This is a genomic window from Vibrio sp. SCSIO 43086 (genome assembly GCF_051132235.1).
Classification (GTDB): domain Bacteria; phylum Pseudomonadota; class Gammaproteobacteria; order Enterobacterales; family Vibrionaceae; genus Vibrio; species Vibrio diabolicus.
Window position 1 is genome coordinate 817,577 of the sequence record NZ_CP072677.1, and the last position, 22,110, is coordinate 839,686.

Sequence of the window (22,110 nt, forward strand, 5' to 3'; positions counted from 1 at the left end):
GCATTGAAAAGTCGCAGTTAGGAAAACAAATCCGGCTTACCCTTTCAATAAATGCGTGCTTACAGTAAAATTCTGGACCTATTTTATAACCTATCCCAGAGATACCACGTTAGATGTCCTTGCTTGCTATTGGAATCAATCACAATACAGCGTCTGTCGACTTGCGAGAGAAGGTGGCGTTTGGTCCGGATAAACTCGGCCCTGCACTCGAGCAACTTAGAGAGCACGAAGCGGTTAACGGCAGTGTGATTGTTTCAACCTGTAACCGAACTGAGTTGTACTGCGATGTTAAGCAAGGAGCGCGAAACAAGTTGATCGATTGGCTTGCTCAATTTCATCAAGTGAGCCGCGAAGATTTAATGCCGAGTTTGTATGTGCATGAAGAACAAGCTGCAATAAAGCATTTGATGCGCGTATCGTGCGGCCTTGACTCTCTGGTGTTGGGTGAGCCTCAAATTTTGGGGCAGGTAAAGCAAGCATTTTCTGACTCGCGAGATCATCAAGCCGTCGATGCTTCAATTGATAAACTGTTTCAAAAGACGTTCTCAGTCGCCAAGCGTGTGAGAACAGAAACAGATATCGGCGGTAATGCTGTGTCCGTGGCTTATGCCGCATGTACATTGGCAAAACATATTTTTGAGTCGTTATCTGATTCAACCGTGCTTTTGGTTGGTGCGGGAGAGACGATTGAATTGGTCGCGAAGCATTTAGCGTCCAACGGTTGCACAAAAATGATTGTCGCGAACCGCACTAAAGAGCGTGCGCAAGGCTTAGCGGATCAATTTGGCGCAGAAGTGATCAGTTTGAACGAAATTCCTGAACATTTGGCGAAAGCGGATATCGTGATTAGCTCAACGGCGAGCCCATTGCCTATTATTGGCAAAGGTATGGTCGAAACGGCTCTGAAGCAGCGCCGACATCAACCTATCTTGTTAGTCGATATTGCGGTGCCGCGAGATGTAGAGTCGGAAGTCGGTGAACTGAACGACGCATATTTGTATTCGGTTGATGACTTGCAATCTATCATCGACAGCAACATTGAGCAGCGTAAAGTCGAAGCGATTCAAGCCGAAGCGATTGTTAGTGAAGAAAGCGCTGCGTTTATGACATGGTTGCGTTCACTGCAAGCCGTCGATAGTATTCGCGACTATCGTAAATCAGCCAACGAAATTCGTGAAGAGTTACTGAGCAAAAGTTTGCAATCTTTAGCGGCGGGCGTAGATCCAGAGAAAGTGCTGCGCGAGCTGAGTAATAAACTCACCAACAAACTGATTCACGCTCCAACTCGCGCATTGCAAAGTGCGGCAGAGCAAGGCGAACCAGCAAAATTAACGATTATCCGCCAAACACTTGGCTTGGATGATCTATAACTCACGCTTTTTATTAAGAAAACGACACTATGAAAGCCTCTATTCTGACTAAGCTAGAAACGCTAGTAGAACGTTACGAAGAAGTTCAACATCTTCTTGGTGATCCTGATGTAATTGGAGATCAGGACAAATTCCGTGCTCTATCAAGAGAGTACTCTCAGCTAGAAGAAGTAACCAAGTGCTTCCAAGCTTATCAACAAGCGCAAGAAGATCTTGTCGCCGCTGAAGAGATGGCAAACGAAGACGACGAAGAAATGCGTGAAATGGCGCAAGAAGAAATCAAAGAAGCGAAAGCGACTATTGAGCGTCTTACTGATGAGCTACAGATTCTTCTTCTGCCAAAAGATCCGAACGATGATCGTAACTGTTTCCTAGAAATTCGTGCAGGTGCGGGTGGCGACGAAGCGGGTATCTTCGCGGGTGATCTATTCCGTATGTACAGCAAGTACGCAGAAAAGCGTGGCTGGCGCATCGAAGTGATGTCTTCAAACGAAGCTGAACACGGTGGTTACAAAGAGATGATCGCAAAAGTGAGCGGCGACGGTGCGTACGGCGTACTGAAGTTTGAGTCTGGCGGTCACCGTGTACAGCGTGTTCCTGCAACTGAATCCCAAGGCCGTGTACATACTTCTGCATGTACCGTAGCGGTGATGGCGGAAATCCCAGAAGCGGATCTGCCAGAAATCAAAGCGGCAGACCTGAAAATCGATACGTTCCGTGCATCTGGCGCGGGTGGTCAGCACGTTAACACCACGGATTCTGCAATCCGTATTACTCACTTACCAACGGGTACGGTGGTAGAGTGTCAGGACGAGCGTTCACAGCACAAGAACAAAGCGAAAGCGATGGCGGTTCTTGCTGCTCGTATCGTTCAAGCGGAAGAAGAGCGTCGTGCCGCAGAAGTGTCTGATACACGTCGTAACCTTCTAGGTTCTGGTGACCGTAGTGACCGTATTCGTACATACAACTACCCACAAGGTCGTGTGTCTGATCACCGCATCAACCTGACCATCTACCGTTTGAACGAAGTGATGGAAGGTGACCTGCAGAGCTTGATTGATCCTGTGATTCAAGAGCACCAAGCAGACCAACTTGCGGCGCTCGCAGAGAACGGCTAATCGATGAGCCAAGTTCAATCGATTGAGCAAGCACTGAAAAGTGCGACGGCGAAACTGGCAGAAGGCGGCAAAGAGTCGCCTTCTCTCGATGCAGCTGTACTCCTCTGCCATGTCCTTGGCAAACCACGAACTTATCTACTGACCTGGCCAGAAAAAGCATTAGAAGTGGAGCAAAAATCTCAGTTTGGCGCTCTACTTGAACGACGTTTAGCTGGCGAACCCGTCGCTTATATTATTGGTGAGCGAGAGTTTTGGTCTCTACCGTTCAAAGTTTCTCCCTCTACCTTGATCCCAAGACCGGATACAGAACGTTTGGTCGAAATTGCACTCGATAAGACCTATGAGCAAACAGGACCTATTTTAGATCTTGGAACGGGGACGGGGGCAATTGCTATCGCACTCGCATCTGAAATGCCAAAACGTCAAGTGATGGGCGTAGATCTCAAGCAAGAAGCGAAAGCACTTGCAGAGTACAATGCTGAGCAGCTAAACATCAAAAATGTGACCTTTGCTCAAGGCAGTTGGTTCGAGCCTATTGCAGAGGGTACGAAGTTTGCTTTAATTGTCTCCAATCCGCCGTATATTGATGAAAAAGATCCACATTTATCCCAAGGTGATGTGCGCTTTGAGCCAAAATCTGCATTAGTTGCTAAAGAGAATGGCTTAGCTGATATTCGTCATATCTCGGATCTTGCTCGTCAGTATCTTGAAGTAGGCGGTTGGCTGGCATTCGAACATGGTTATGATCAGGGTGATGCCGTACGTGAGATAATGCGTGGTTTTGGTTACCAACAAGTTGCCACGGAAAAAGATTATGGCGGTAACGACCGAGTAACACTTGGTTGCCTGGCCAGTTAATCATGGAAGTCAGCAAACACTAACTAAAAAGAGAAGAAAAATGTACGTAGCTCTAAAACACATACACTTAGTGACGATTGCGCTCAGCGCGACACTATTATCGATCCGATTCGTGTTAATGATGATGAACTCACCGAAGCGAAATAATCGCTTTTTGAAAGTGTTTCCCCACATCGTTGATACTGCATTGCTAGTGTCAGGTATCGCGCTTATTTTCATTACTGGTTTCATCCCGTTTACTGATGCCGCACCGTGGTTAACAAACAAAATCACCTGCGTACTGGCGTACATTGCACTCGGTTTCTTCTCGTTGAAGCTTGCGAAAAACAACCTACTGAAGATATTTGGCTTTTTCGGCGCATTAGGTTGGTTGGTCATGGCTGCAAACATTGCTGTGTCTAAGAGCCCTACGTTATTTGGATAAGACGTCATGTTAGAGTTTTTTGACGAAGATTTTGACAATATACCGTTGGTGGAAGGGGCGCTTGAGCTAAACAAAGCGATTAACCCAGAAACCAAAGTACATTGGGCGAAACAAGAGTTAGAGCGTCTTTACAAAGATGCAGAAGCCACGCTTGTTCATGAAACAGATGAAGAGCAGAGATTTGATGCATTCCTACGACTGTTTTTCCATGAGTGGGGATTCAAAGGCGACGAGCAGGAATACTTTATTTCGGACAACAGCTTTATCGATAAAGTGTTGGAGCGCCGAAAAGGTATCCCGGTTAGTTTAGGTTCGATTTTATTATATCTAGGTAAAAAGCTGGGTTTCCCGTTGAAGGGAGTCACTTTCCCTACTCAGTTCCTGTTAAAAGTAGACTGGATGCATAAAAAGCCAGACTACATCAACCCATTTAATGGTGAGTATGTAGGTGAAAGGATTCTTCAAGCTTGGCTTATTGGCCAAGAAGGACCGCTAGCTCAGCTAAAGCCAGAACACTTTGAAGAAGCTGACAATCCAACCATTATTGGTCGCTGGTTAGCGTTGATCAAAAGCGCGATGTTACGTGAAGAGCACTACACGCTGGCGTTGCGTTGTACGAACCTTGCGTTAACCTTTGTGCCAGATGACCCATACGAGATTCGTGACCGTGGTTTTATTTTCCAACAGCTAGAGTGCCCTCAAGTGGCGGTGTCAGATTTTCAGTACTTTATTGACCAATGCCCTGACGATCCGGCTTCTGAGCTACTAAAATCACAAGTTAATGTGATGAGTGAAACGCACGTCACACTTCACTAATTTTATCGATGTGCCGAACTGTGGCGTATCGTGGACAGAAAAAGAGAATCAAAATGGAACAGAAAATCGTTAATATCGGCGACATTCAGGTTGCTAACGACAAGCCATTCACCCTATTTGCAGGTATGAACGTTCTTGAGTCTCGTGATCTTGCGATGCAGATCTGTGAGCACTACGTAAAAGTAACGGAAAAACTTGGCATTCCTTACGTATTTAAGGCGTCGTTTGACAAAGCAAACCGCAGTTCTGTTCATTCATACCGTGGCCCAGGCCTTGAAGAAGGTATGAAAATCTTCCAAGAGCTAAAAGACACATTTGGTGTAAAGATCATCACTGACGTTCACACTGAAGCGCAAGCTCAACCTGTCGCTGACGTGGTAGACGTTATTCAGCTTCCTGCATTCCTAGCTCGTCAAACTGACCTTGTTGAAGCTATGGCCAAAACAGGTGCGGTTATCAACGTGAAGAAACCTCAATTTATGAGCCCAGGTCAAGTGGGTAACATCGTTGAGAAGTTCGCGGAATGCGGTAACGACAAGATCATCCTATGTGAGCGCGGCTCTTGCCACGGTTACGATAACCTAGTCGTAGACATGCTTGGCTTTGGTGTGATGAAAAATGCGTCGAAAGGCAGCCCAATCATCTTTGACGTAACGCACTCACTACAGATGCGTGATCCGTCAGGTGCGGCATCTGGCGGTCGTCGTGAGCAGACAGTTGAACTTGCAAAAGCGGGTCTAGCAACAGGCATCGCAGGTCTATTTATCGAGGCGCATCCAAACCCAGACCAAGCACGCTGTGATGGCCCATCTGCACTGCCGCTAGACAAGTTAGAACCGTTCCTAGCGCAAATGAAATCTCTTGATGATCTGATCAAGAGCTTTGCAGATATCGATATCAAGTAAACGCCAGATGACTGGTGATCAAATGCAATAGCCAACCTCGTGTTGGCTATTTTTTTATCAGATGGCGCATCATTCTCAGCTTCTTGCTGTAAAGGCTCTAGGCCGCTGGGAATGTGCATCAGTGACTCCCAATAAGAAAAAAGGTAAATAAATGAAGCAGCGTCTGATTATTAAAACTGCGTTGAGTGCCGCTATTTTGGCCTCGTTAGCTGGGTGTGCTACGCAACCTGCACCAGAATGGAATGCCGATACAACCTATAAATTGACCGTGCTACACACTAACGATCATCACGGTCGTTTTTGGCAAAATCGATACGGCGAGTACGGTATGGCGGCACGTAAAACGTTAATAGATGATTTGCGTGAAGAAATACAAGCAGAGGGGGGCAGTGTGTTACTGCTTTCTGGTGGTGACATCAACACTGGAGTACCTGAGTCTGATTTACAAGATGCCGAGCCAGATTTTAAAGGCATGAGCAAAATTGGTTACGATGCGATGGCGCTAGGTAATCATGAGTTTGATAATCCATTGGATGTGCTTTTCAAGCAGCAAGAGTGGGCAAGTTTTCCGATGTTGTCTGCCAATATTTACGATAAAAATACTGGCAAGCGCCTATTCCAACCGTACGCGATGTTTAACAAACAGGGTATTAAGATTGCAGTAATTGGTCTTACAACCGAAGATACAGCGAAACTTGGCAACCCTGAATTCATTGAACAAATTGACTTCCGTGACCCAAAAGAAGAAGCCAAGAATCTAATTGCTGAGCTGAAAGAAACGGAGTACCCAGACCTTATTTTTGCTGTCACACATATGGGACACTATGAGAATGGCAATAGAGGCATCAATGCACCTGGTGATGTAGCGTTAGCTCGTTATTTGAATGAAGGCGATCTCGACATGATCGTTGGAGGACACTCACAAGAACCTGTGTGCATGGAAGGGCCAAACGTTATCAAAAAGAACTTTAAACCAGGTGATGAATGTCAGCCCGATAAACAAAATGGTACCTTTATTGTTCAGGCACATGAGTGGGGGAAATATGTGGGACGCGCCGATTACGAGTTTCGTAATGGCGAACTCTCGATGGTGAGCTACGATCTGATCCCTGTAAACTTGAAAAAGAAAGTTAAAGTTGATGGTCAGTCGCAACGAGTCTCTATCCAAGAAGAGATTAAACAAGACGAAATGATGCTTGAGTTTCTTCGTCCTTATCAAGAAAAAGGTCAGGGCAAGCTAAACGTGAAGATTGCAGAATCTAACGGTAAGCTTGAGGGTGACCGCAGTGTGGTTCGTTACCAGCAAACAAACTTAGGTCGATTAATTGCAACGGCTCATATGGAACGGGCAAAAGCAGATTTTGCCGTAATGAATTCTGGCGGCGTTCGCGATTCGATTGCAGCAGGTGACATTACCTACAAAGATGTGCTGACTGTTCAGCCATTCGGCAATATGGTCTCTTACGTTGATATGACGGGCAAAGAAGTATTGGATTACCTAAATGTTGTTGCAACTAAGCCTGTCGACTCTGGAGCTTACGCGCAGTTTGCGGGTATTGCGATGAGTATCAATAATGGTGAGGTAACCAATGTGTTCATTGGTAATAAGCAACTTCGCTTAGATGATAATTACCGCTTTACCGTACCAAGCTATAATGCTGCTGGTGGTGATGGTTACCCTAAAATCGACGATCATCCAGGGTATGTAAATACAGGTTTTACCGATGCTGAGGTTTTGAAGGATTATTTAGAAACACACAGCCCTATTGATGTTAATGAGTATGCCCCTTCAGGTGAAATCACGTATTTAGTTGATACGGCGATTGATCAGTAACCCAACAGAGAAAAAGCGATTGACTCAAACTCGCTGATATCATTAACTAAAAGCGCAGATCCAATTCAATCTGCGCTTTTTGTTTTTATGAGGAGAATCTTGATGACTCCGGCCATTAATCTTGCGAAAAAGAAAAAAATTCCACACACGATTCATCAGTATGAGCACGACCCTAGAGCCGATAGCTATGGCTTGGAGGCTGCTGAAGTACTGGGGCAGGATCCGAAAACAGTATTTAAAACCTTGCTGTTCTGCTTGAACGGCGAGCCAAAGAACCTTGCGGTTGCGATTATCCCTGTTGATCAAAAGCTGAACCTAAAACTCGCAGCGAAAGCAGCGAAGGGCAAAAAGGCCGATATGGCTGATCCGGAAATCGCGCAAAAGACCACAGGTTATGTTGTTGGTGGGATTAGCCCACTGGGGCAGAAAAAAGCCTTACCTACTTTTTTGCACGAAAGCGCAGCAGAGCAAGACACCATCTGTGTGAGTGCAGGTAAACGTGGTTTAGAAATCGAGTTAGCCCCGAAAGATTTGCTTGGATTAACTCGTGGTCAGTTTGCACCTCTTTGTTTGTAAACTCATGACAAATAAAAAGGACGCTCATGAGCGTCCTTTTTTGATCTTGCCTGTTAGTGAAGCGTTACTTCTTCAGACTCAATGTACCACCGGTGCGTTTAGCTGGTTTGCTTGGCTTCGCGGCATTTGGGTTCATGTAATGCTGCTTAGGCTTACTCGGTGATTGAGGCTTGTTTGCTGAGTGCTTATTGCTCGATGCATCTGGTTTACGGTGCGATTTTCCATGCTCGCCTTGCGGTCTGCTACGTTCACCTTGTGGTTTCACTTTGTAATGTTCTTTAGCTGGACGTCCGCCTTCATCGTCACGCTGACGACGCTTTTGTTGACCTTTTTTCGAGTTTGGAGCATGACGAAAATCGTCTGCGTTATTTCCGCGGTAGGTACGTGGCTTTTGATTTCGTCGAGATACCGAGTCTTGGTTTTCTTCACGGCTGTCATATAACTTCGCGTCGGTCGCTTTACGAATATTGCGGCCTTTTGAGTCAACACGAGATGCCTCTTCTGTACCCACCGAACCATCGCACATAGCAAGAATCTCAGCGACTTCATCGTCAGTTAAGTAACGCCATTTTCCGTTCGGAATACCGTCAAGAGAGATATTCATGATTCGAACACGACGAAGCTTAAAGACTTCGTAACCTAGTGCTTCACACATACGACGGATTTGGCGGTTAAGTCCTTGAGTGAGAACAATACGGAAAGAGAACTTAGTCTCTTTCGTTACCTTACAAGGTAGAGTGACGGTATCGAGAATCTTAACGCCGCTCGACATCTGTTTGAGAAACTCACCTGTAATCGGTTTGTCCACGCGCACAACGTACTCTTTTTCGTGGCTGTTGCCAGCACGGAGGATTTTGTTGACGATGTCGCCATCGTTGGTCAAAAAAATCAGACCATCAGAGGGTTTATCCAAGCGGCCGATCGGAAAGATACGTTTTTTGTGACCGATAAAATCAACGATGTTTCCAGGTACATCTCGTTCTGTTGTACAGGTGATGCCTGTTGGTTTATTGAGAGCGATATAAATCGGCTTCTCTTTTGCTGCAACTGGCTTACCATCCACACAAACATCATCACCAGGTAGCACTTTTGTTCCCATTTCAGGCTTGTTTCCATTAATGGTGACACGACCTTGTTCAATCAGTCTGTCTGCCTCACGGCGTGAACAAAACCCCGTTTCACTGATGAATTTATTTAATCGTTTAGCGTTGTCTTGTGACATTTTTGTCTCCTAACGTTTCACAACGGCGAATGAAGTTTCCTTCCCGTGAAAGGGAAGGAAGAATAAGGGCGGGCATTCTAGCATTAGGGTGAAATTTAGCCCAACCGTTTTTGGTGACGTTCGCGAGTTTCTAATTTCTTTTCCGCACTTTTTCTAAGTAGAACGTAAACGGCTCCGGTCCCACCGTGAAAGCGTTGCGCACTATGCACGCACTGAACTTCTCTGATTTGTTGTAGCCAGCTGCTAACAAAGCTTTTCATTAGTGCTGGTGGATTTGAGCGTTCTCCTCGGCCGTGGACAATAACGACCGTTCGTATGTCCATTGATAGGCACTGTTTTAAAAACTTTACGACTTCATCACGAGCTTCTTTCAATGTTTTACGATGCAGATCTAGGCGTGCTTGGATTGGATATTTGCCAAGACGAAGCTTGCGATAAACCCCATCTTGTACGCCATCACGTTTAAACTCAACAAAGTCCTCTGGTTTCAGCATTTCTGCGTGATCAAGTGACAGGTATTCTGGGTCATCTTCTGTTAGCCAGATTGCCGCTTCTCTCTTGGCGAGCTGCGCTTCGGTTACTTGGTGTACTTTTTTGTGTTCGGCGGTGTCTTGAGTGATCGGCTTTACATCGCCCATCATCTGTTGGAACAGATCAAAATCGTCATCGTGAGACATAGTAGTAATCTCATTAAGAACAGGGAGGAATAATAGGATTATATCAATGAGTGGTGCATTGAGATCAAATAAAAAACCGGAGTAGGCAAGTAACCGACTCCGGTGCAAAGCGTTTCTAGAGCTAAGCGAGATCTAGTGAGGAGATTTGTCGTTCATGATCTTGTATATGAAGAAACCGCCGTAAAATAACATCAGACCAATTGCCCCAAAGATTACTATCATTGACGATAGACCCACTGCATTACCAAATAGGAGATCAAGCCAAAAGTCCATACGTTTCCTCCAAGATGTTCCCGACAGGCATAAAACTAAATGGCAGTGCCTTGTTGCACACTGATCTGGATCAATTATGTTGCTAAGGTTAATAAACTGTATTTTGTTGTGAGTTATCAGTCACATTTTACGTGCTAGTGTTTAGTTATTCATCAAACGAATTAAGACCTAAGGTTTTTTTGTAAAAAGCACTTGCGTCACAGTTCAGAATCCGTAATATACGCATTCGTTGACGGGGACAAGTCCTCAGTTAAACATCTCGGTGAATAGCGCAGTTTGGTAGCGCATCTGGTTTGGGACCAGAGGGTCGGGGGTTCGAATCCCTCTTCACCGACCATATTGAGAAAAAGGCTCTACAGAAATGTAGAGCCTTTTTCGTATTTGGTGATATTTATTTGGAGCCAGAGGGTCGGGGTCTGGAATGCCAGTCCAATCGAATCCCTACTTCACCGACCACTTTTAGAAAGCCTGCTCAATGAGCAGGCTTTCGTCGTTTTTAGCGCTAGTAATTTTAGACTTCAATAGTATCGAGCCAAATGGGTTCACCTGACGTTAGAATATGGCACTTCACCGACACGTTATTGAGAGGAAGGCTCTACAGAGATGTAGGGCCTTTTCATTTTTTAGAGCGAGTAAATTTATTACTTGATGTCACACGAGATAGTGCTGATAGGGGTTTCAGAAGTTGTGAAGCAAACATAAGCGGTCTTTGGATGGTTTGGACCAACTTTGATGTAACCTGCTTTTAGTTCGTCTTCATCAAACGTGACAGAGTGAGATTTGCTCGAGCTTCCATCAAAGTAAACAGCTTCAAAGCCTTGATTCATCATATGTGCGACGCGATTTCGGGTATGGTTAGTGGAAAAAGTGATGTTCGCACAACGCATCATTGGTTTTTCGGTAATAAGAAACTGGCCACTCTCTTTATCTAGTACCCCGCCTTTTGCTTCCGGGGTTATATCAATAGCTTGAAAATTTTCTACGTTACATGACGGTTTAGCATAAGCAAGCGATGAAGTGAGCATCATACTGCTCACGCATAGGAATAAAGCTTTAAATTTCATATGAGTTATTATGTATCCGCATAGGTTAGAGTCGTTTTAGCAGAGGAGTAAACCATTGTCAGTGATCGTGTTAGCGTGATGCCTTGCTATTCATCATTGATGAGGCCGGCTGCCTTCAAATAAATTTCTAAATATGGCACCTAGCTTGGCGGGTTTTACCGAGTGGTTTTATGTCAAAGCCCCTTTTTTTAAGCAGCTCAATCAGATTATCTTTACCAACTAAATGCAAACTGCCGACAACAACGGTATAGCGACCCGAACGTTGAGGTAGGACACTGCCAGTATCAAGCTTTTTTGCCCAATCTCGATTGCGCTCATATAAGAAAGCCTGATTAAAATCTTCTGTTGCTTGATCGGTTAATGATGCCTCGACCAACATACTACCATCACCGCTCTTCCAGCTTTCTATCAAACACTGAACCAATTCTTCCCCACCGTCATATTCTTCAATTGACGAGAGGAGCATCTCTTTACCACCTTCTGATTGACCTGCTATTAAATCAATTTGGAATTGCACGGACTCCAGTGGAATGACCGGGATTTGTTTTTTATCAGCGAGTCCTATTAAGTGCATGTCGACCCCTTTATCAGAGACATACCCCAGTTTGTTGACTAAAGCGAGTTGGATGGTTAATGCAGCCGTCCATGGTGGAGAATTCAAAAGTTGAGTTTCTGGCAACCCTAAATCTTGTGCTATCTCGACTAAGTGGCGACGTTGAGCCTTGTCTAAAACATCTTTAGAAAGAATGGTTGTTTGTGGGTAAACCAAGCCTTCAGAGTTTCTGACATCTGCTTCGATAATCAACCCAGCGCTTTGGCTTAAGTGCTGAGTAATAGTTTTAGGGAGTGGGTACATCGTTTTATCGCCCACATGGACAGAGCCAATGATCATCAGCTCGGTTTCCCCTTTTTTTGCTAACCAATGTTGCGGCTCTGCATAAGAGGAAAAGGGAGCAAAGGCAACAAGTAGGGATGATATGAGTGTCAAGAGACGAAACATAGAATGGTCCTCAGGTAAGTACCTTTAAACTTTATACGCAAAAATGCTTGAGGTTAAGTGCAATTTCTCTAGTGGGGATATTCGACAAAATCGTCATTTCTAAAAATATTGACGAGTTTTGACGACGAATAAATGAGAGTCACTTCACGAAAGATAAATAGGTCATTCGCTTACTAATGGTTCACAAAATAATTAGGCGTGATCCAAATCTTACAAAATCAGTCGTAACTCATGAATATGAGTGACCTAGATCGCAGCAAACTCGTCAAAACAAGTTGTTCGATTTTGACGTGGCTTGTAACTTCATGAAAGTTAAGTTTTTATGGTTTTTGCTGAGTATCATTTTTTGAACTAGATCACTTCCTATTTCTATTTATTTTACGCTTAGAAATAACTGGTTGTATGTTGAATGCAACTGTTAGGCCCCTCGCATTTGAGGAGCCGCGATTTTTATCATTGTCGTTTTGAACCACTGACTTTTTTGGGGAAGTAAGATGTTTAAACCTAGTCTGATTGCTGTTTCTGTTATCACCACATTAGCAGGTTGCTCTGCTCTGCAAAGCTCTGAGCAACAAGCTGTAAATTCACTGGCTAATAACCTTGATATCCAATATGAAGTGTTGACTAACCACGGTGCAAACGAAGGTCTTGCTTGTCAGGATTTAGGGGCTGAGTGGGCTTCTTGTAACAAGGTGAACATGACGCTAGTTAACCAAGGTGAAGCGGTTAACTCAAAAGATTGGGCTATCTACTTCCACAGCATTCGTCTGATTTTGGATGTAGATAATGATCAGTTCAAAATTTCTCGTGTAACGGGTGACCTACATAAGCTAGAACCAACAGATAAGTTTGATGGCTTCGCTGCGGGTGAGGAGGTTGTTCTTCCATTGGTTGGTGAATACTGGCAACTATTTGAAACTGACTTCATGCCAGGTGCATTCGTTTCTGCTCCAAACGCAGAACCTAAGATGATTGCTTCTCTAAATACTGAAGATGTTGCGTCTTTTGTGACGGGTCTTGAAGGTAACAACCTAAAACGTACACCAGACGACAACAATGTATTTGCAAACGCTGTGTCTCGTTTTGAGAAAAACGAAGGCTTAGCAACACAAGACGTATCAACCACGTTACTACCAACACCGATGCACGTTGAAGCAGGCAAAGGCAAAGTAGATATCGCGGATGGTATTGCGCTGCCTAAAGACGCATTCGATGCGACTCAGTTCGCAGCAATTCAAGATCGTGCAGAAGTGGTAGGTGTGGACGTTCGTGGTGATCTTCCTGTAAGCATCACTGTTGTTCCTGCAGACTTCACTGGTGAATTGGCAAAATCTGGTGCTTACGAGATGAGCATCAAAGGCGATGGTATTGCGATTAAAGCGTTTGACCAAGCAGGTGCTTTCTACGCAGTACAATCTATCTTTGGCCTGGTAGATAGCCAAAATGCTGATTCTCTACCACAACTGTCTATTCAAGATGCACCTCGCTTTGATTACCGTGGTGTGATGGTAGATGTAGCTCGTAACTTCCACTCTAAAGACGCCATTCTTGCAACGCTAGACCAAATGGCAGCGTACAAGATGAACAAACTTCACCTTCACCTAACCGATGATGAAGGCTGGCGTTTGGAAATCCCAGGCCTACCTGAGTTGACAGAGGTTGGCGCTAATCGTTGTTTCGATACACAAGAGAAAAGCTGCGTACTGCCTCAGCTTGGTTCCGGTCCAACGACAGGCAACTTTGGCTCTGGCTACTTCAGTAAAACAGACTACGTGGAAATCTTGAAATACGCGAAAGCGCGTAACATTGAAGTCATTCCCGAAATCGATATGCCAGCACACGCGCGTGCAGCGGTAGTATCAATGGAAGCACGTTACGACCGCCTGATGGAAGAAGGTAAGGAAGCTGAAGCGAACGAATACCGCCTGATGGATCCTCAAGATGCTTCTAATGTCACTACGGTTCAGTTCTACGATAAGCAAAGCTTTATCAACCCGTGTATGGAATCTTCCACTCGCTTCGTAGATAAAGTGATTTCAGAAGTGGCAGCAATGCACGCTGAAGCTGGGGCACCGCTAACGACATGGCACTTTGGTGGTGACGAGGCGAAGAACATCAAGCTAGGTGCTGGTTTCCAAGACGTTAACGCAGAAGACAAAGTAAGCTGGAAAGGCACGATTGACCTTTCGAAACAAGACAAGCCATTCGCGCAATCTCCACAGTGTCAGGCGTTAATCGCAGAAGGCACAGTGAGTGATTTTGCTCACCTACCGAGTCATTTTGCGCAAGAAGTATCAAAATTAGTTGCTGAGAAAGGCATTCCAAACTTCCAAGCATGGCAAGATGGTTTGAAATACAGCGAAGGTGAGAAAGCATTCGCAACAGAAAATACGCGTGTTAACTTCTGGGACGTTCTTTACTGGGGTGGTACATCATCAGTGTACGAGTGGTCTGAGAAAGGTTACGACGTGATCGTTTCTAACCCTGACTATGTGTACATGGACATGCCATACGAAGTTGATCCGAAAGAGCGTGGTTACTACTGGGCAACACGTGCAACCGATACGCGTAAGATGTTTGGCTTTGCACCAGAGAACATGCCTCAGAACGCAGAAACCTCTGTAGACCGCGATGGCAACGGCTTTACTGGTAAAGGTGAAATCGAAGCGAAACCTTTCTACGGTCTATCAGCACAGCTTTGGTCTGAGACAGTACGTAACGATGAGCAATACGAGTACATGGTATTCCCTCGCGTACTCGCAGCCGCTGAGCGTGCATGGCACCGCGCAGTTTGGGAGAACGACTACAAAGTCGGTGTTGAGTACTCGCAAAATTCTAACCTAGTTGATAAAGCATCGCTAAACCAAGACTACAACCGCTTTGCGAACGTGCTTGGCCAACGTGAACTGGCTAAGCTAGAAAAATCTGGTATCGACTACCGCCTTCCAATTCCTGGTGCGAAAGTAGAAAACGGCAAGCTAGCTATGAACGTTCAGTTCCCTGGCGTTGAACTGCAATACTCATTAGACGGTCAAAACTGGCTGACTTACGCAGACAATGCTCGTCCAAGTGTGAAAGGAGAAGTGTTTATCCGCTCTGTATCGGCGACAGGGGAAAGAGCAAGCCGCGTAACTAGCGTGAAATAACCTTAATCTTCTCAGCTAAATTTAAGCAAACCCTCAATGTCATGTTGAGGGTTTCTTTATTTTTATGGGAAATTAAGTGTGACCAATGTCTGATTATTTTTCATTGATAAATAAGTTTTAGCTTGTAATGGTCAGGGTTATTGTGAACTGGATCGACTTAATTTGCTAAATGTCAATAAATTACCTGTTTATGATCACACTTCTATTTTTTGAATCATTATAGAAAAATACGGTAAGTGCCTGTATTTGCCATACTTTTATCAGGGTTGTTGAGCGTCGGTTTGAACAAGATCACTTTTTAAAATGTTTTATTTTCCATCGCGAATTAATTGAAACAATATTGCGATCGCCAAGGAGGCACATTCCAAAGTTTGCGATAAAAGGGAAGAGAAGCCCTTTAAAACCGTCGCATAACGTGAATAAATAAAGGCAGTAATTATGAAAAACATTTTTGCACTGAGTGCTCTTTCTCTCGCTTTCGCTTCTAGCGCTTTTGCTGGTTCTTCTTACGTAACAGGTAACGTTCAATTCCACGATGATGGTCGAATCCATGGTTCGGACGTTACGTCTACACTGGAAGCTGGTCATACTTTTGATAACCAATTCGGTGGCTTTACGGTTTACACCGAGTTTGATGGTATTCAGCTGGGTAAACTGGAAACAGAAAACGGTGGCGCGGGTAACACAACACCAGCAATCACTGTGGGTGGTGAGCAGTCATTTAACATTACCGATCATTTATGGGTTGCAGCGGGTTACCAACACTTGTTCTCTGCTGGCGAGAACGTACAGTACCGTCCATTGGTTAAGATCGGTTACAACTTCGATAACGGTATCTCGCTAAGTAACCGTACTCGTGCGCATATTGATGCGACAGACGCAGATGCGGATACAGATTACCGTATGGATAACCGTATTGGTTACGTGATGAATGAAGATGTGACGCTAAGCTACAACAACGTCTACATGATTGAAGCGGAAACGATGGACCACGAGCTTCGCGCAACGTGGACACGTAAAGGTGTTCAGCCTTACTTTGAGTTCCGTAGCCAAGCACACGGTGCAGAAAACGCAAGTGGTGATAGCCTAGTTAACAATGCGTTTGTATTTGGTGCCTCTTACGGCTTCTAATCTTATATTTGTCCGTTAAGAAAAAGCCCAGCAATTGATTTGCTGGGCTTTCTTATTATTTGTCGTTGCCTTCGTGGTGGCTATATTCGAACACTTGGCCTTTTTCGTTAAAGGCGTAAACAGTGTAGCTGTCTTTTTTATCGCCATACTCCATACCAGGGGAACCCATTGGCATGCCCGGTACCGAGAGCCCTTTTGCGTTACGTGGTGGATTTTCTAAGAATGCTTTAATGTCTTCGGCTGGAATGTGACCTTCGAACACATAGCCGTTGATTTCTGCTGTGTGGCAAGAGTAAAGCTGTTCGTTCTTGATGCCTAGATCGCGTTTTATGGCGTTCATGTCATCGTGCAATTTCTCTTCGACCGTAAATCCGTTCTCTTCCATGTGTTTTGTCCATTCACCACAGCAGCCGCAGTATGGCGATTTGTGGTTAATGACATCAGCTGCCAATACGTTGGCGGATGCGGTCGCAAGCATTGCAAAGGTCAATAATTTCAACTTCATAATAGCCTCAAATATAAGTGGTTATTTTACTGAAAAAAGTCGTAGTCGATTTGCATTACTAACGACAGTAATAGATGACAGCGCCATTGCCGCACCTGCGACAACTGGGCTGAGCAAAAATCCAAATGCAGGATAAAGTACGCCTGCGGCAACAGGGATCCCCAGTGAGTTATAAACGAAGGCTCCAAATAGGTTTTGCTTCATGTTTTTAAGTGTAGCGCGCGACAGTTCAATCGCATGTACCACCGCCATTGGTGACGTGTTAAGGATGGTCATTTGCGAACTTTCAATGGCGACATCGCTGCCGCTACCCATTGCAATACCAAGGTTGGCTAACGCGAGAGCAGGGGCGTCGTTAATGCCATCCCCCACCATTGCCACGACATGGCCTTGGGATTGAAGTTGCTCAATGTGCTGAGCTTTCTCATCTGGCATTACTTGAGCGATTACTTCATCAATACCAAGTTCTTGACCGATAGCGTTGGCTACGTGTTGGTTGTCACCCGTTAGCATTACCGTTTTGATGCCTTGCGATTTTAATGCAGAGAGCGCTTGTTTTGCATCTGATTTGATTGGGTCAGCAATGGCGATCAGGCCGACTAACTCACCATCGAGCGCAACGGCAACCGGAGTCCATGCGTTCTGAGCGCATTCGTCAATTGCATCCTGAAGAGCCTCTGTTGCAACGTTTTCCGCTTGCATAAATTGAAGCGAGCCAATAAGCAGCGGTTTACCTTGATACGTTGCCAAAATGCCGCGTCCACGAACGTTTTCAAATTTATCGAGAGTCACTTCTTGTGTGTCGTGCTGATTAGCAAAATCGCATACCGCTTTTGCTAGTGGGTGCTCTGACTGACGCTCGGCGGCGTACGCTAACCCCAACAGCTCTTCTTGGCTGGTGGTGTGAGTAAACACTTGCTGCACACTCGGTTTACCTTGGGTAAGCGTGCCTGTTTTATCGAACACAACCGTATCTATTTTACTCGCTAGCTGCAGGGCATCAGCATCTTTGATCAAAATGCCGAGTTCTGCGGCTTTACCCACTCCCACCGTGACAGAAAGTGGGGTTGCTAAGCCTAGAGCACAAGGGCAGGCGATGATAAGTACGGTTGTGGTGACCACCAGCATATAGCTCGCTTTTGGCTCTGGGCCAACGGCAAACCAAACAAGCGCTGCCAGTATTGCTATGCCTACAACGACAGGGACAAACACCGATGAAATCTGGTCTGCCAGTTTCGCGATGGCAGGCTTACTGCTTTGCGCTGTGCGCACCATGCGGATGATACGAGCCAGCATGGTATTTGCGCCAATGCCCGTTGCCTCAATGACTAATCCACCATCGGTATTTAATGTCCCGGCAGACACTTGAGCCTCTTGCGCTTTTAACACTGGTACTGGTTCACCAGTGAGCATGGACTCATCAATGTATGATTCACCTTGAATCACAACACCATCAACAGGCACTTTCTCGCCTGGTTTGATACGCAGTTTCATGCCTAGAGTGATTTCTTCTACCGCGATTTGTTGATCGCCTTTCTCAGTGATGACGGTCGCTTGTTGAGGCTGTAAGTTCACCAAAGCCTGAAGCGAGCGAGTTGTGTTTGCTTTCGCTTTGGCTTCTATATAGTGACCAAGTGAAATCAAACCAATGATCATCGCGCTGGCTTCGAAGTAAACATGACGAGATGCCATTGGGAACCAATCTGGGAAAATCACCACAAGCATAGAATAGAACCACGCTGCGCCAGTACCGAGCGCAACTAAGGTATCCATCGTGGCGCGCTTGTGAGTGGCTGCTAACCAAGCGTTACTAAAGAGCTGTTTTCCGGCAGTGGCAAGCAGCAGTAAACACACAATACCGATCGCGCCCCAAACCAATTGGTCATTGGTGTTGCGAATCATCATGTTGCCACCAGCAACACCCCAAATCATCAAAGGGGCACCCACAACAAGGCCAGCAATTGCATCCAACTTAAAACGTTTTTGCTGTTGACGTTGTTGCTGCGCTTGCTTTTCTTGCTGTGTCGCGGCGTCTTGTAAAACCTCGCCTTGGTAACCCGCTTGTTTGACAGATTGCAAAATAGATTGATGTAACGAATCTGAGTCTTCAGTCACAAACACCAGTGCGCTTTGTTCTGCGAGGTTTACCTGAGCTTCTTCAACCCCTTGTACATTAGTCAGGGCTTTTTCTACTGATGCGACACAGCTTGCACAGGTCATACCTTGAATCAACATCTGTAGTTGAGCCGTGCCTGCTGGTTGCTCGTCAGGCGCTGCTTGGTCGCCTTTTTCGCTTTGATATGTCTGGTTTTGGCGTTGATCGGGAGTGATTGCCTTGTGCTCTTCAGCAACTGAGTTATCAGTAACAGCGCTATTGTTGGCCGTATAGCCCAAGCTGGCAACTAGCTCAATGACTTGTTGCTCGGAGAGTAGGGTACGAATCTCTAAGTGCGTTGTTGAAGCCTCGAAAGAAATAACGTCTTGATGAGAGTCTAATAAAGACGAGAGTTTTTTCACGCAGCCGCCACAGCTTAAGCCTGAAAGGTTTAACTCGTACTGATTTCCTGCGTGGTAACCAAGAGATTCAATTGATGAGACAAGCTCTTTGAGAGAGGACTCGGTTTTGACCTCGACTTGCGTTGGGGACAATGTGAGGATCTCTACATCGTGATTCGCATGTAAAGCCTTCTCAACTTTTCTCGCACAGCCCATGCAGTTGAGCCCTGATAAAGGTATAACAAACTGATACATAATCTGCACCTCAATAATAGTGATACATTGAGCTTAAACCTTCCTGCAAGGGTAAGGTCAATACCCATTTTTTGCTCTCAACAATTTCGTCAAAATCGCTTGAATCACACAAGTTCACTGCCATTTTACTTGCGAGTGATCTCAAGGTTTTTTCTCTCTGAATATAAAGTTCCGTTAAAACACCTAAAAGATGAATGAAGTCGCGCACGCTTTTGAGATGCTCTCAATGTCAGTTCAGTGTCAAAAAGTGCTTTTAACGTTTTTGATTTTTTATATTTAAATTTAAGTTTTTGATTTTTAATTGATTATATTGTTTTTGATCTTCTCATTTTGAACTTGCTCAGATTGCTGCTGGGAAAGTTTTTTACTGCGAAAAAAGTTTGTCATATTTGCCCCGTCCAAACATTGTTTCAAGTTCCTGCAATGTCCTAGTTAGCGAATTTGAAAATGGAAAAAACTAAAAATATAGGGGTTAAAAATGTCTTACCTAAAGAAAAGCCTACTTGCTACGGCAATCACAGGCATGATGTTCAGTGGTGCAGCTCTTGCTGATGGCGCAAACAGCGATGCTGCGAAAGAGTACCTAACAAAAGATTCTTTCTCTTATGAAGTTTACGGGATCATCGCGATGCAGGCCGCGTACCGCGATTACGATTCTGGCAGCAAAGCAACGGATGACGACCTAGGCGGCATGCAGCTAAACAACGAATCTCGTATCGGTTTCCGTGGTAAAAAACAATTTGCTAACTTCGGTCCTACCTTTATTTGGCAAATCGAAGGTGGTTACGTAGACCCTAGCTTTGGTGGCGAGGGTGCTGGTCTTGGTGAGCGTGACACATTCGTCGGTTTTGAAAGTGCTTCTTGGGGTCAAGTTCGTCTAGGTCGTGTTTTGACACCTATGTACGAGTTGGTTGACTGGCCAGCATCTAACCCAGGTCTAGGCGATGTTTACGACTGGGGTGGTGCAATCGGTGGTGCTAAGTACCAAGATCGTCAATCAAACACCATTCGTTGGGACTCTCCAATGTACGCAGACAAGTTCTCTCTAGACATCGCAGCGGGTGCTGGTGATAAAGCGGGTCTGGGTGCTGGTGATGATTACTGGGGTGGCATCGCGGCTCACTACAAGTTAGGTCCACTACAATTGGATGCTGCTTACGAAGGTAACCGTAACATTGAATCTGAAGGTCAAACTTGGGAAAACAACACGTACCTAGTTGGTGTTCAAGGTTGGTTTGATAACGGTATTTCGTTCTTCGCTCAATACAAATACATGGAAGCGGACGCAAGCAACGGCGTGAACGAGAAGCAAGATGCAATGTCTGCAGGTCTGATGTACACAACAGGTGACTGGCAGTACAAGCTAGGTTACGCAGCGAACTTCGACCTAGAACGTGACGGTAAGACAATTAACGATACAGCAGACGATGTACTATCTGCACAAGTTATGTACTTCGTAGACCCATCTGCAGTGCTTTACGTACGTGCTCGTACTCTAGACTTCGGTGACGGTGCGTCTCAACTAGATAAACCAGCAGAAGCGCGTTGGAAGTCAGCTGACTACGATGAGTTCTCTGTAGGTGTTGAATATTACTTCTAATAAAGAAGCAGCTTAAAGGGCGGAAACGCCCTTTTTGTCTTGATACTTATTCATATAAGCCATTGAAATGACTGGCCTGTAAGTTTCAGTGGCTTATCTAAATTGGTATAAAGTGAGAAACCATGATGAAAAAAACAACGACACTTCTTGGAATTTGCGCAATCCTTTCTGCGCCTGCCTTCGCTGCTCAGTTGACTCTGCAAAAGGAATTAGTGCCTCGCGTTATTAATGGTGAGTTCGTTTACCCTGAGTGGATCTCTGACAACAACAGTATCGAGCTAAAAGACGGTGAAAACCAGTTAGCGGTGACTGTTGGTCAAATTGTGTTTGAAGATGGAAAGCGCCGTAAGTTTGATTCGCAGCCTCTTTTATTAGAGTTTGATGCAGAAAAAGATGCTGAACTTTCTCTGACTTACAAAACCTTCCGCACCATTGAAGAAGCGAAAGCCTTCGAACTCGATCCGAAAGTGGTACTAAAGGATAAAAACGGAAAAGAAGTGGATTTCTCTATGGTTCAGCTCCGTAAAGGTGGTTTGCAAGGTTTTCGTGATTACGAGCGAGAAGTGGCCGACTACAACAACGCAATGAACAAACAAGCGACTAAGAGCAGCATCGCGCAATCTCCGGCGGTGACGAAAACATTGAAAGAGTCGTTCAATGAACTCAGCCGTGAAGAGCAACAAGAGTTCATGCAATGGGCGATGCGTAACCTGAAGTAATTTCGTCTCGCGCTTAAACAATAAATAAGAGGGCAGTACCTATATTGGTGCTGCCCTGTTTGTATTTCTGGTGTCAAACCGATTGTAGAATTGACTTACGGTGGTAAAATGTCGCCACTTT

General features: G+C 45.1%; 19 protein-coding genes and 1 tRNA gene. 13 read left to right on the forward strand and 7 right to left on the reverse strand.

Annotation, left to right across the window (positions count from 1 at the left end):
• Nucleotides 1-113 precede the first annotated feature (113 nt).
• From hemA to ybaK, 8 genes are all read left to right on the forward strand, one after another.
• The gene (gene hemA, locus J8Z23_RS03835; RefSeq protein ID WP_301659124.1) at nt 114-1,370 is read left to right on the forward strand and encodes a glutamyl-tRNA reductase; all 1,257 of its coding nucleotides are present in this window, start codon (nt 114-116) and stop codon (nt 1,368-1,370) included.
• Nucleotides 1,371-1,399: 29 nt separating this feature from the next.
• The gene (prfA, locus tag J8Z23_RS03840) at nt 1,400-2,488 is read left to right on the forward strand and encodes a peptide chain release factor 1 (protein WP_006743330.1); all 1,089 of its coding nucleotides are present in this window, start codon (nt 1,400-1,402) and stop codon (nt 2,486-2,488) included.
• Between the two features lie 3 nt (nt 2,489-2,491).
• On the forward strand, nt 2,492-3,346 hold the full coding sequence (gene prmC / locus J8Z23_RS03845; RefSeq protein WP_301659125.1) for a peptide chain release factor N(5)-glutamine methyltransferase: 855 nt from the start codon (nt 2,492-2,494) through the stop codon (nt 3,344-3,346).
• 40 nt (nt 3,347-3,386) lie between these two features.
• A complete protein-coding gene (locus J8Z23_RS03850) occupies nt 3,387-3,770 on the forward strand; it encodes a SirB2 family protein (RefSeq protein WP_005382225.1) in 384 nt (127 codons plus the stop codon).
• A gap of 6 nt (nt 3,771-3,776) precedes the next feature.
• On the forward strand, nt 3,777-4,586 hold the full coding sequence (locus tag J8Z23_RS03855) for a SirB1 family protein (RefSeq protein ID WP_005384098.1): 810 nt from the start codon (nt 3,777-3,779) through the stop codon (nt 4,584-4,586).
• A 53-nt stretch (nt 4,587-4,639) separates the two neighbouring features.
• The gene (gene kdsA, locus J8Z23_RS03860) at nt 4,640-5,491 is read left to right on the forward strand and encodes a 3-deoxy-8-phosphooctulonate synthase (protein WP_005384095.1); all 852 of its coding nucleotides are present in this window, start codon (nt 4,640-4,642) and stop codon (nt 5,489-5,491) included.
• Between the two features lie 151 nt (nt 5,492-5,642).
• Nucleotides 5,643-7,325: a bifunctional UDP-sugar hydrolase/5'-nucleotidase UshA gene (gene ushA, locus J8Z23_RS03865; protein ID WP_301659126.1), complete on the forward strand. Its 1,683-nt coding sequence runs from the start codon at nt 5,643-5,645 to the stop codon at nt 7,323-7,325.
• Between the two features lie 102 nt (nt 7,326-7,427).
• Nucleotides 7,428-7,901 (forward strand): Cys-tRNA(Pro) deacylase, encoded by a 474-nt coding sequence (gene ybaK, locus J8Z23_RS03870; protein WP_085342950.1) that lies wholly within the window; start codon nt 7,428-7,430, stop codon nt 7,899-7,901.
• A gap of 64 nt (nt 7,902-7,965) precedes the next feature.
• Here the strand turns inward: ybaK and rluF are convergent, their stop codons facing one another.
• The 3 genes from rluF to J8Z23_RS03885 form a co-directional block, all read right to left on the reverse strand.
• Nucleotides 7,966-9,123 (reverse strand): 23S rRNA pseudouridine(2604) synthase RluF, encoded by a 1,158-nt coding sequence (rluF, locus tag J8Z23_RS03875; RefSeq protein ID WP_256895005.1) that lies wholly within the window; start codon nt 9,121-9,123, stop codon nt 7,966-7,968.
• A 95-nt stretch (nt 9,124-9,218) separates the two neighbouring features.
• Entirely contained in the window at nt 9,219-9,800 is a 582-nt protein-coding gene (gene smrA, locus J8Z23_RS03880) for a DNA endonuclease SmrA (protein WP_005393162.1), read from the reverse strand.
• 132 nt (nt 9,801-9,932) lie between these two features.
• Entirely contained in the window at nt 9,933-10,073 is a 141-nt protein-coding gene (locus J8Z23_RS03885; protein WP_005382236.1) for a DUF3149 domain-containing protein, read from the reverse strand.
• A gap of 260 nt (nt 10,074-10,333) precedes the next feature.
• On the opposite strand from J8Z23_RS03885, the gene J8Z23_RS03890 reads away from it, so the two are divergent.
• Nucleotides 10,334-10,410: transfer RNA gene (locus J8Z23_RS03890), tRNA-Pro, on the forward strand.
• Nucleotides 10,411-10,714: 304 nt separating this feature from the next.
• Here J8Z23_RS03890 and J8Z23_RS03895 read toward each other — a convergent pair.
• Nucleotides 10,715-11,137: a hypothetical protein gene (locus J8Z23_RS03895; RefSeq protein WP_048626110.1), complete on the reverse strand. Its 423-nt coding sequence runs from the start codon at nt 11,135-11,137 to the stop codon at nt 10,715-10,717.
• Between the two features lie 127 nt (nt 11,138-11,264).
• Complete coding sequence (locus tag J8Z23_RS03900; protein WP_006743037.1) at nt 11,265-12,137, reverse strand: TraB/GumN family protein; 873 nt, start codon at nt 12,135-12,137, stop codon at nt 11,265-11,267.
• A gap of 494 nt (nt 12,138-12,631) precedes the next feature.
• On the opposite strand from J8Z23_RS03900, the gene J8Z23_RS03905 reads away from it, so the two are divergent.
• On the forward strand, nt 12,632-15,283 hold the full coding sequence (locus J8Z23_RS03905; RefSeq protein ID WP_434635046.1) for a beta-N-acetylhexosaminidase: 2,652 nt from the start codon (nt 12,632-12,634) through the stop codon (nt 15,281-15,283).
• A gap of 438 nt (nt 15,284-15,721) precedes the next feature.
• Nucleotides 15,722-16,414 carry an oligogalacturonate-specific porin KdgM family protein gene (locus tag J8Z23_RS03910; RefSeq protein ID WP_005382004.1) on the forward strand — a complete coding sequence of 231 codons (693 nt, stop codon included), beginning with the start codon at nt 15,722-15,724 and terminating at the stop codon, nt 16,412-16,414.
• A gap of 55 nt (nt 16,415-16,469) precedes the next feature.
• Here the strand turns inward: J8Z23_RS03910 and J8Z23_RS03915 are convergent, their stop codons facing one another.
• Nucleotides 16,470-16,919, reverse strand: a complete 450-nt coding sequence (locus J8Z23_RS03915; RefSeq protein ID WP_012842060.1) for a DUF411 domain-containing protein — start codon at nt 16,917-16,919, stop codon at nt 16,470-16,472.
• Between the two features lie 21 nt (nt 16,920-16,940).
• Complete coding sequence (locus J8Z23_RS03920; protein ID WP_434635049.1) at nt 16,941-19,670, reverse strand: heavy metal translocating P-type ATPase; 2,730 nt, start codon at nt 19,668-19,670, stop codon at nt 16,941-16,943.
• 478 nt (nt 19,671-20,148) lie between these two features.
• Here J8Z23_RS03920 and chiP point away from each other — a divergent pair, with 478 nt between their 5' ends.
• Entirely contained in the window at nt 20,149-21,270 is a 1,122-nt protein-coding gene (gene chiP, locus J8Z23_RS03925; RefSeq protein ID WP_005454008.1) for a chitoporin, read from the forward strand.
• A 122-nt stretch (nt 21,271-21,392) separates the two neighbouring features.
• On the forward strand, nt 21,393-21,989 hold the full coding sequence (locus tag J8Z23_RS03930; protein ID WP_005453993.1) for a YccT family protein: 597 nt from the start codon (nt 21,393-21,395) through the stop codon (nt 21,987-21,989).
• The last annotated feature ends 121 nt before the right edge of the window (nt 21,990-22,110 follow it).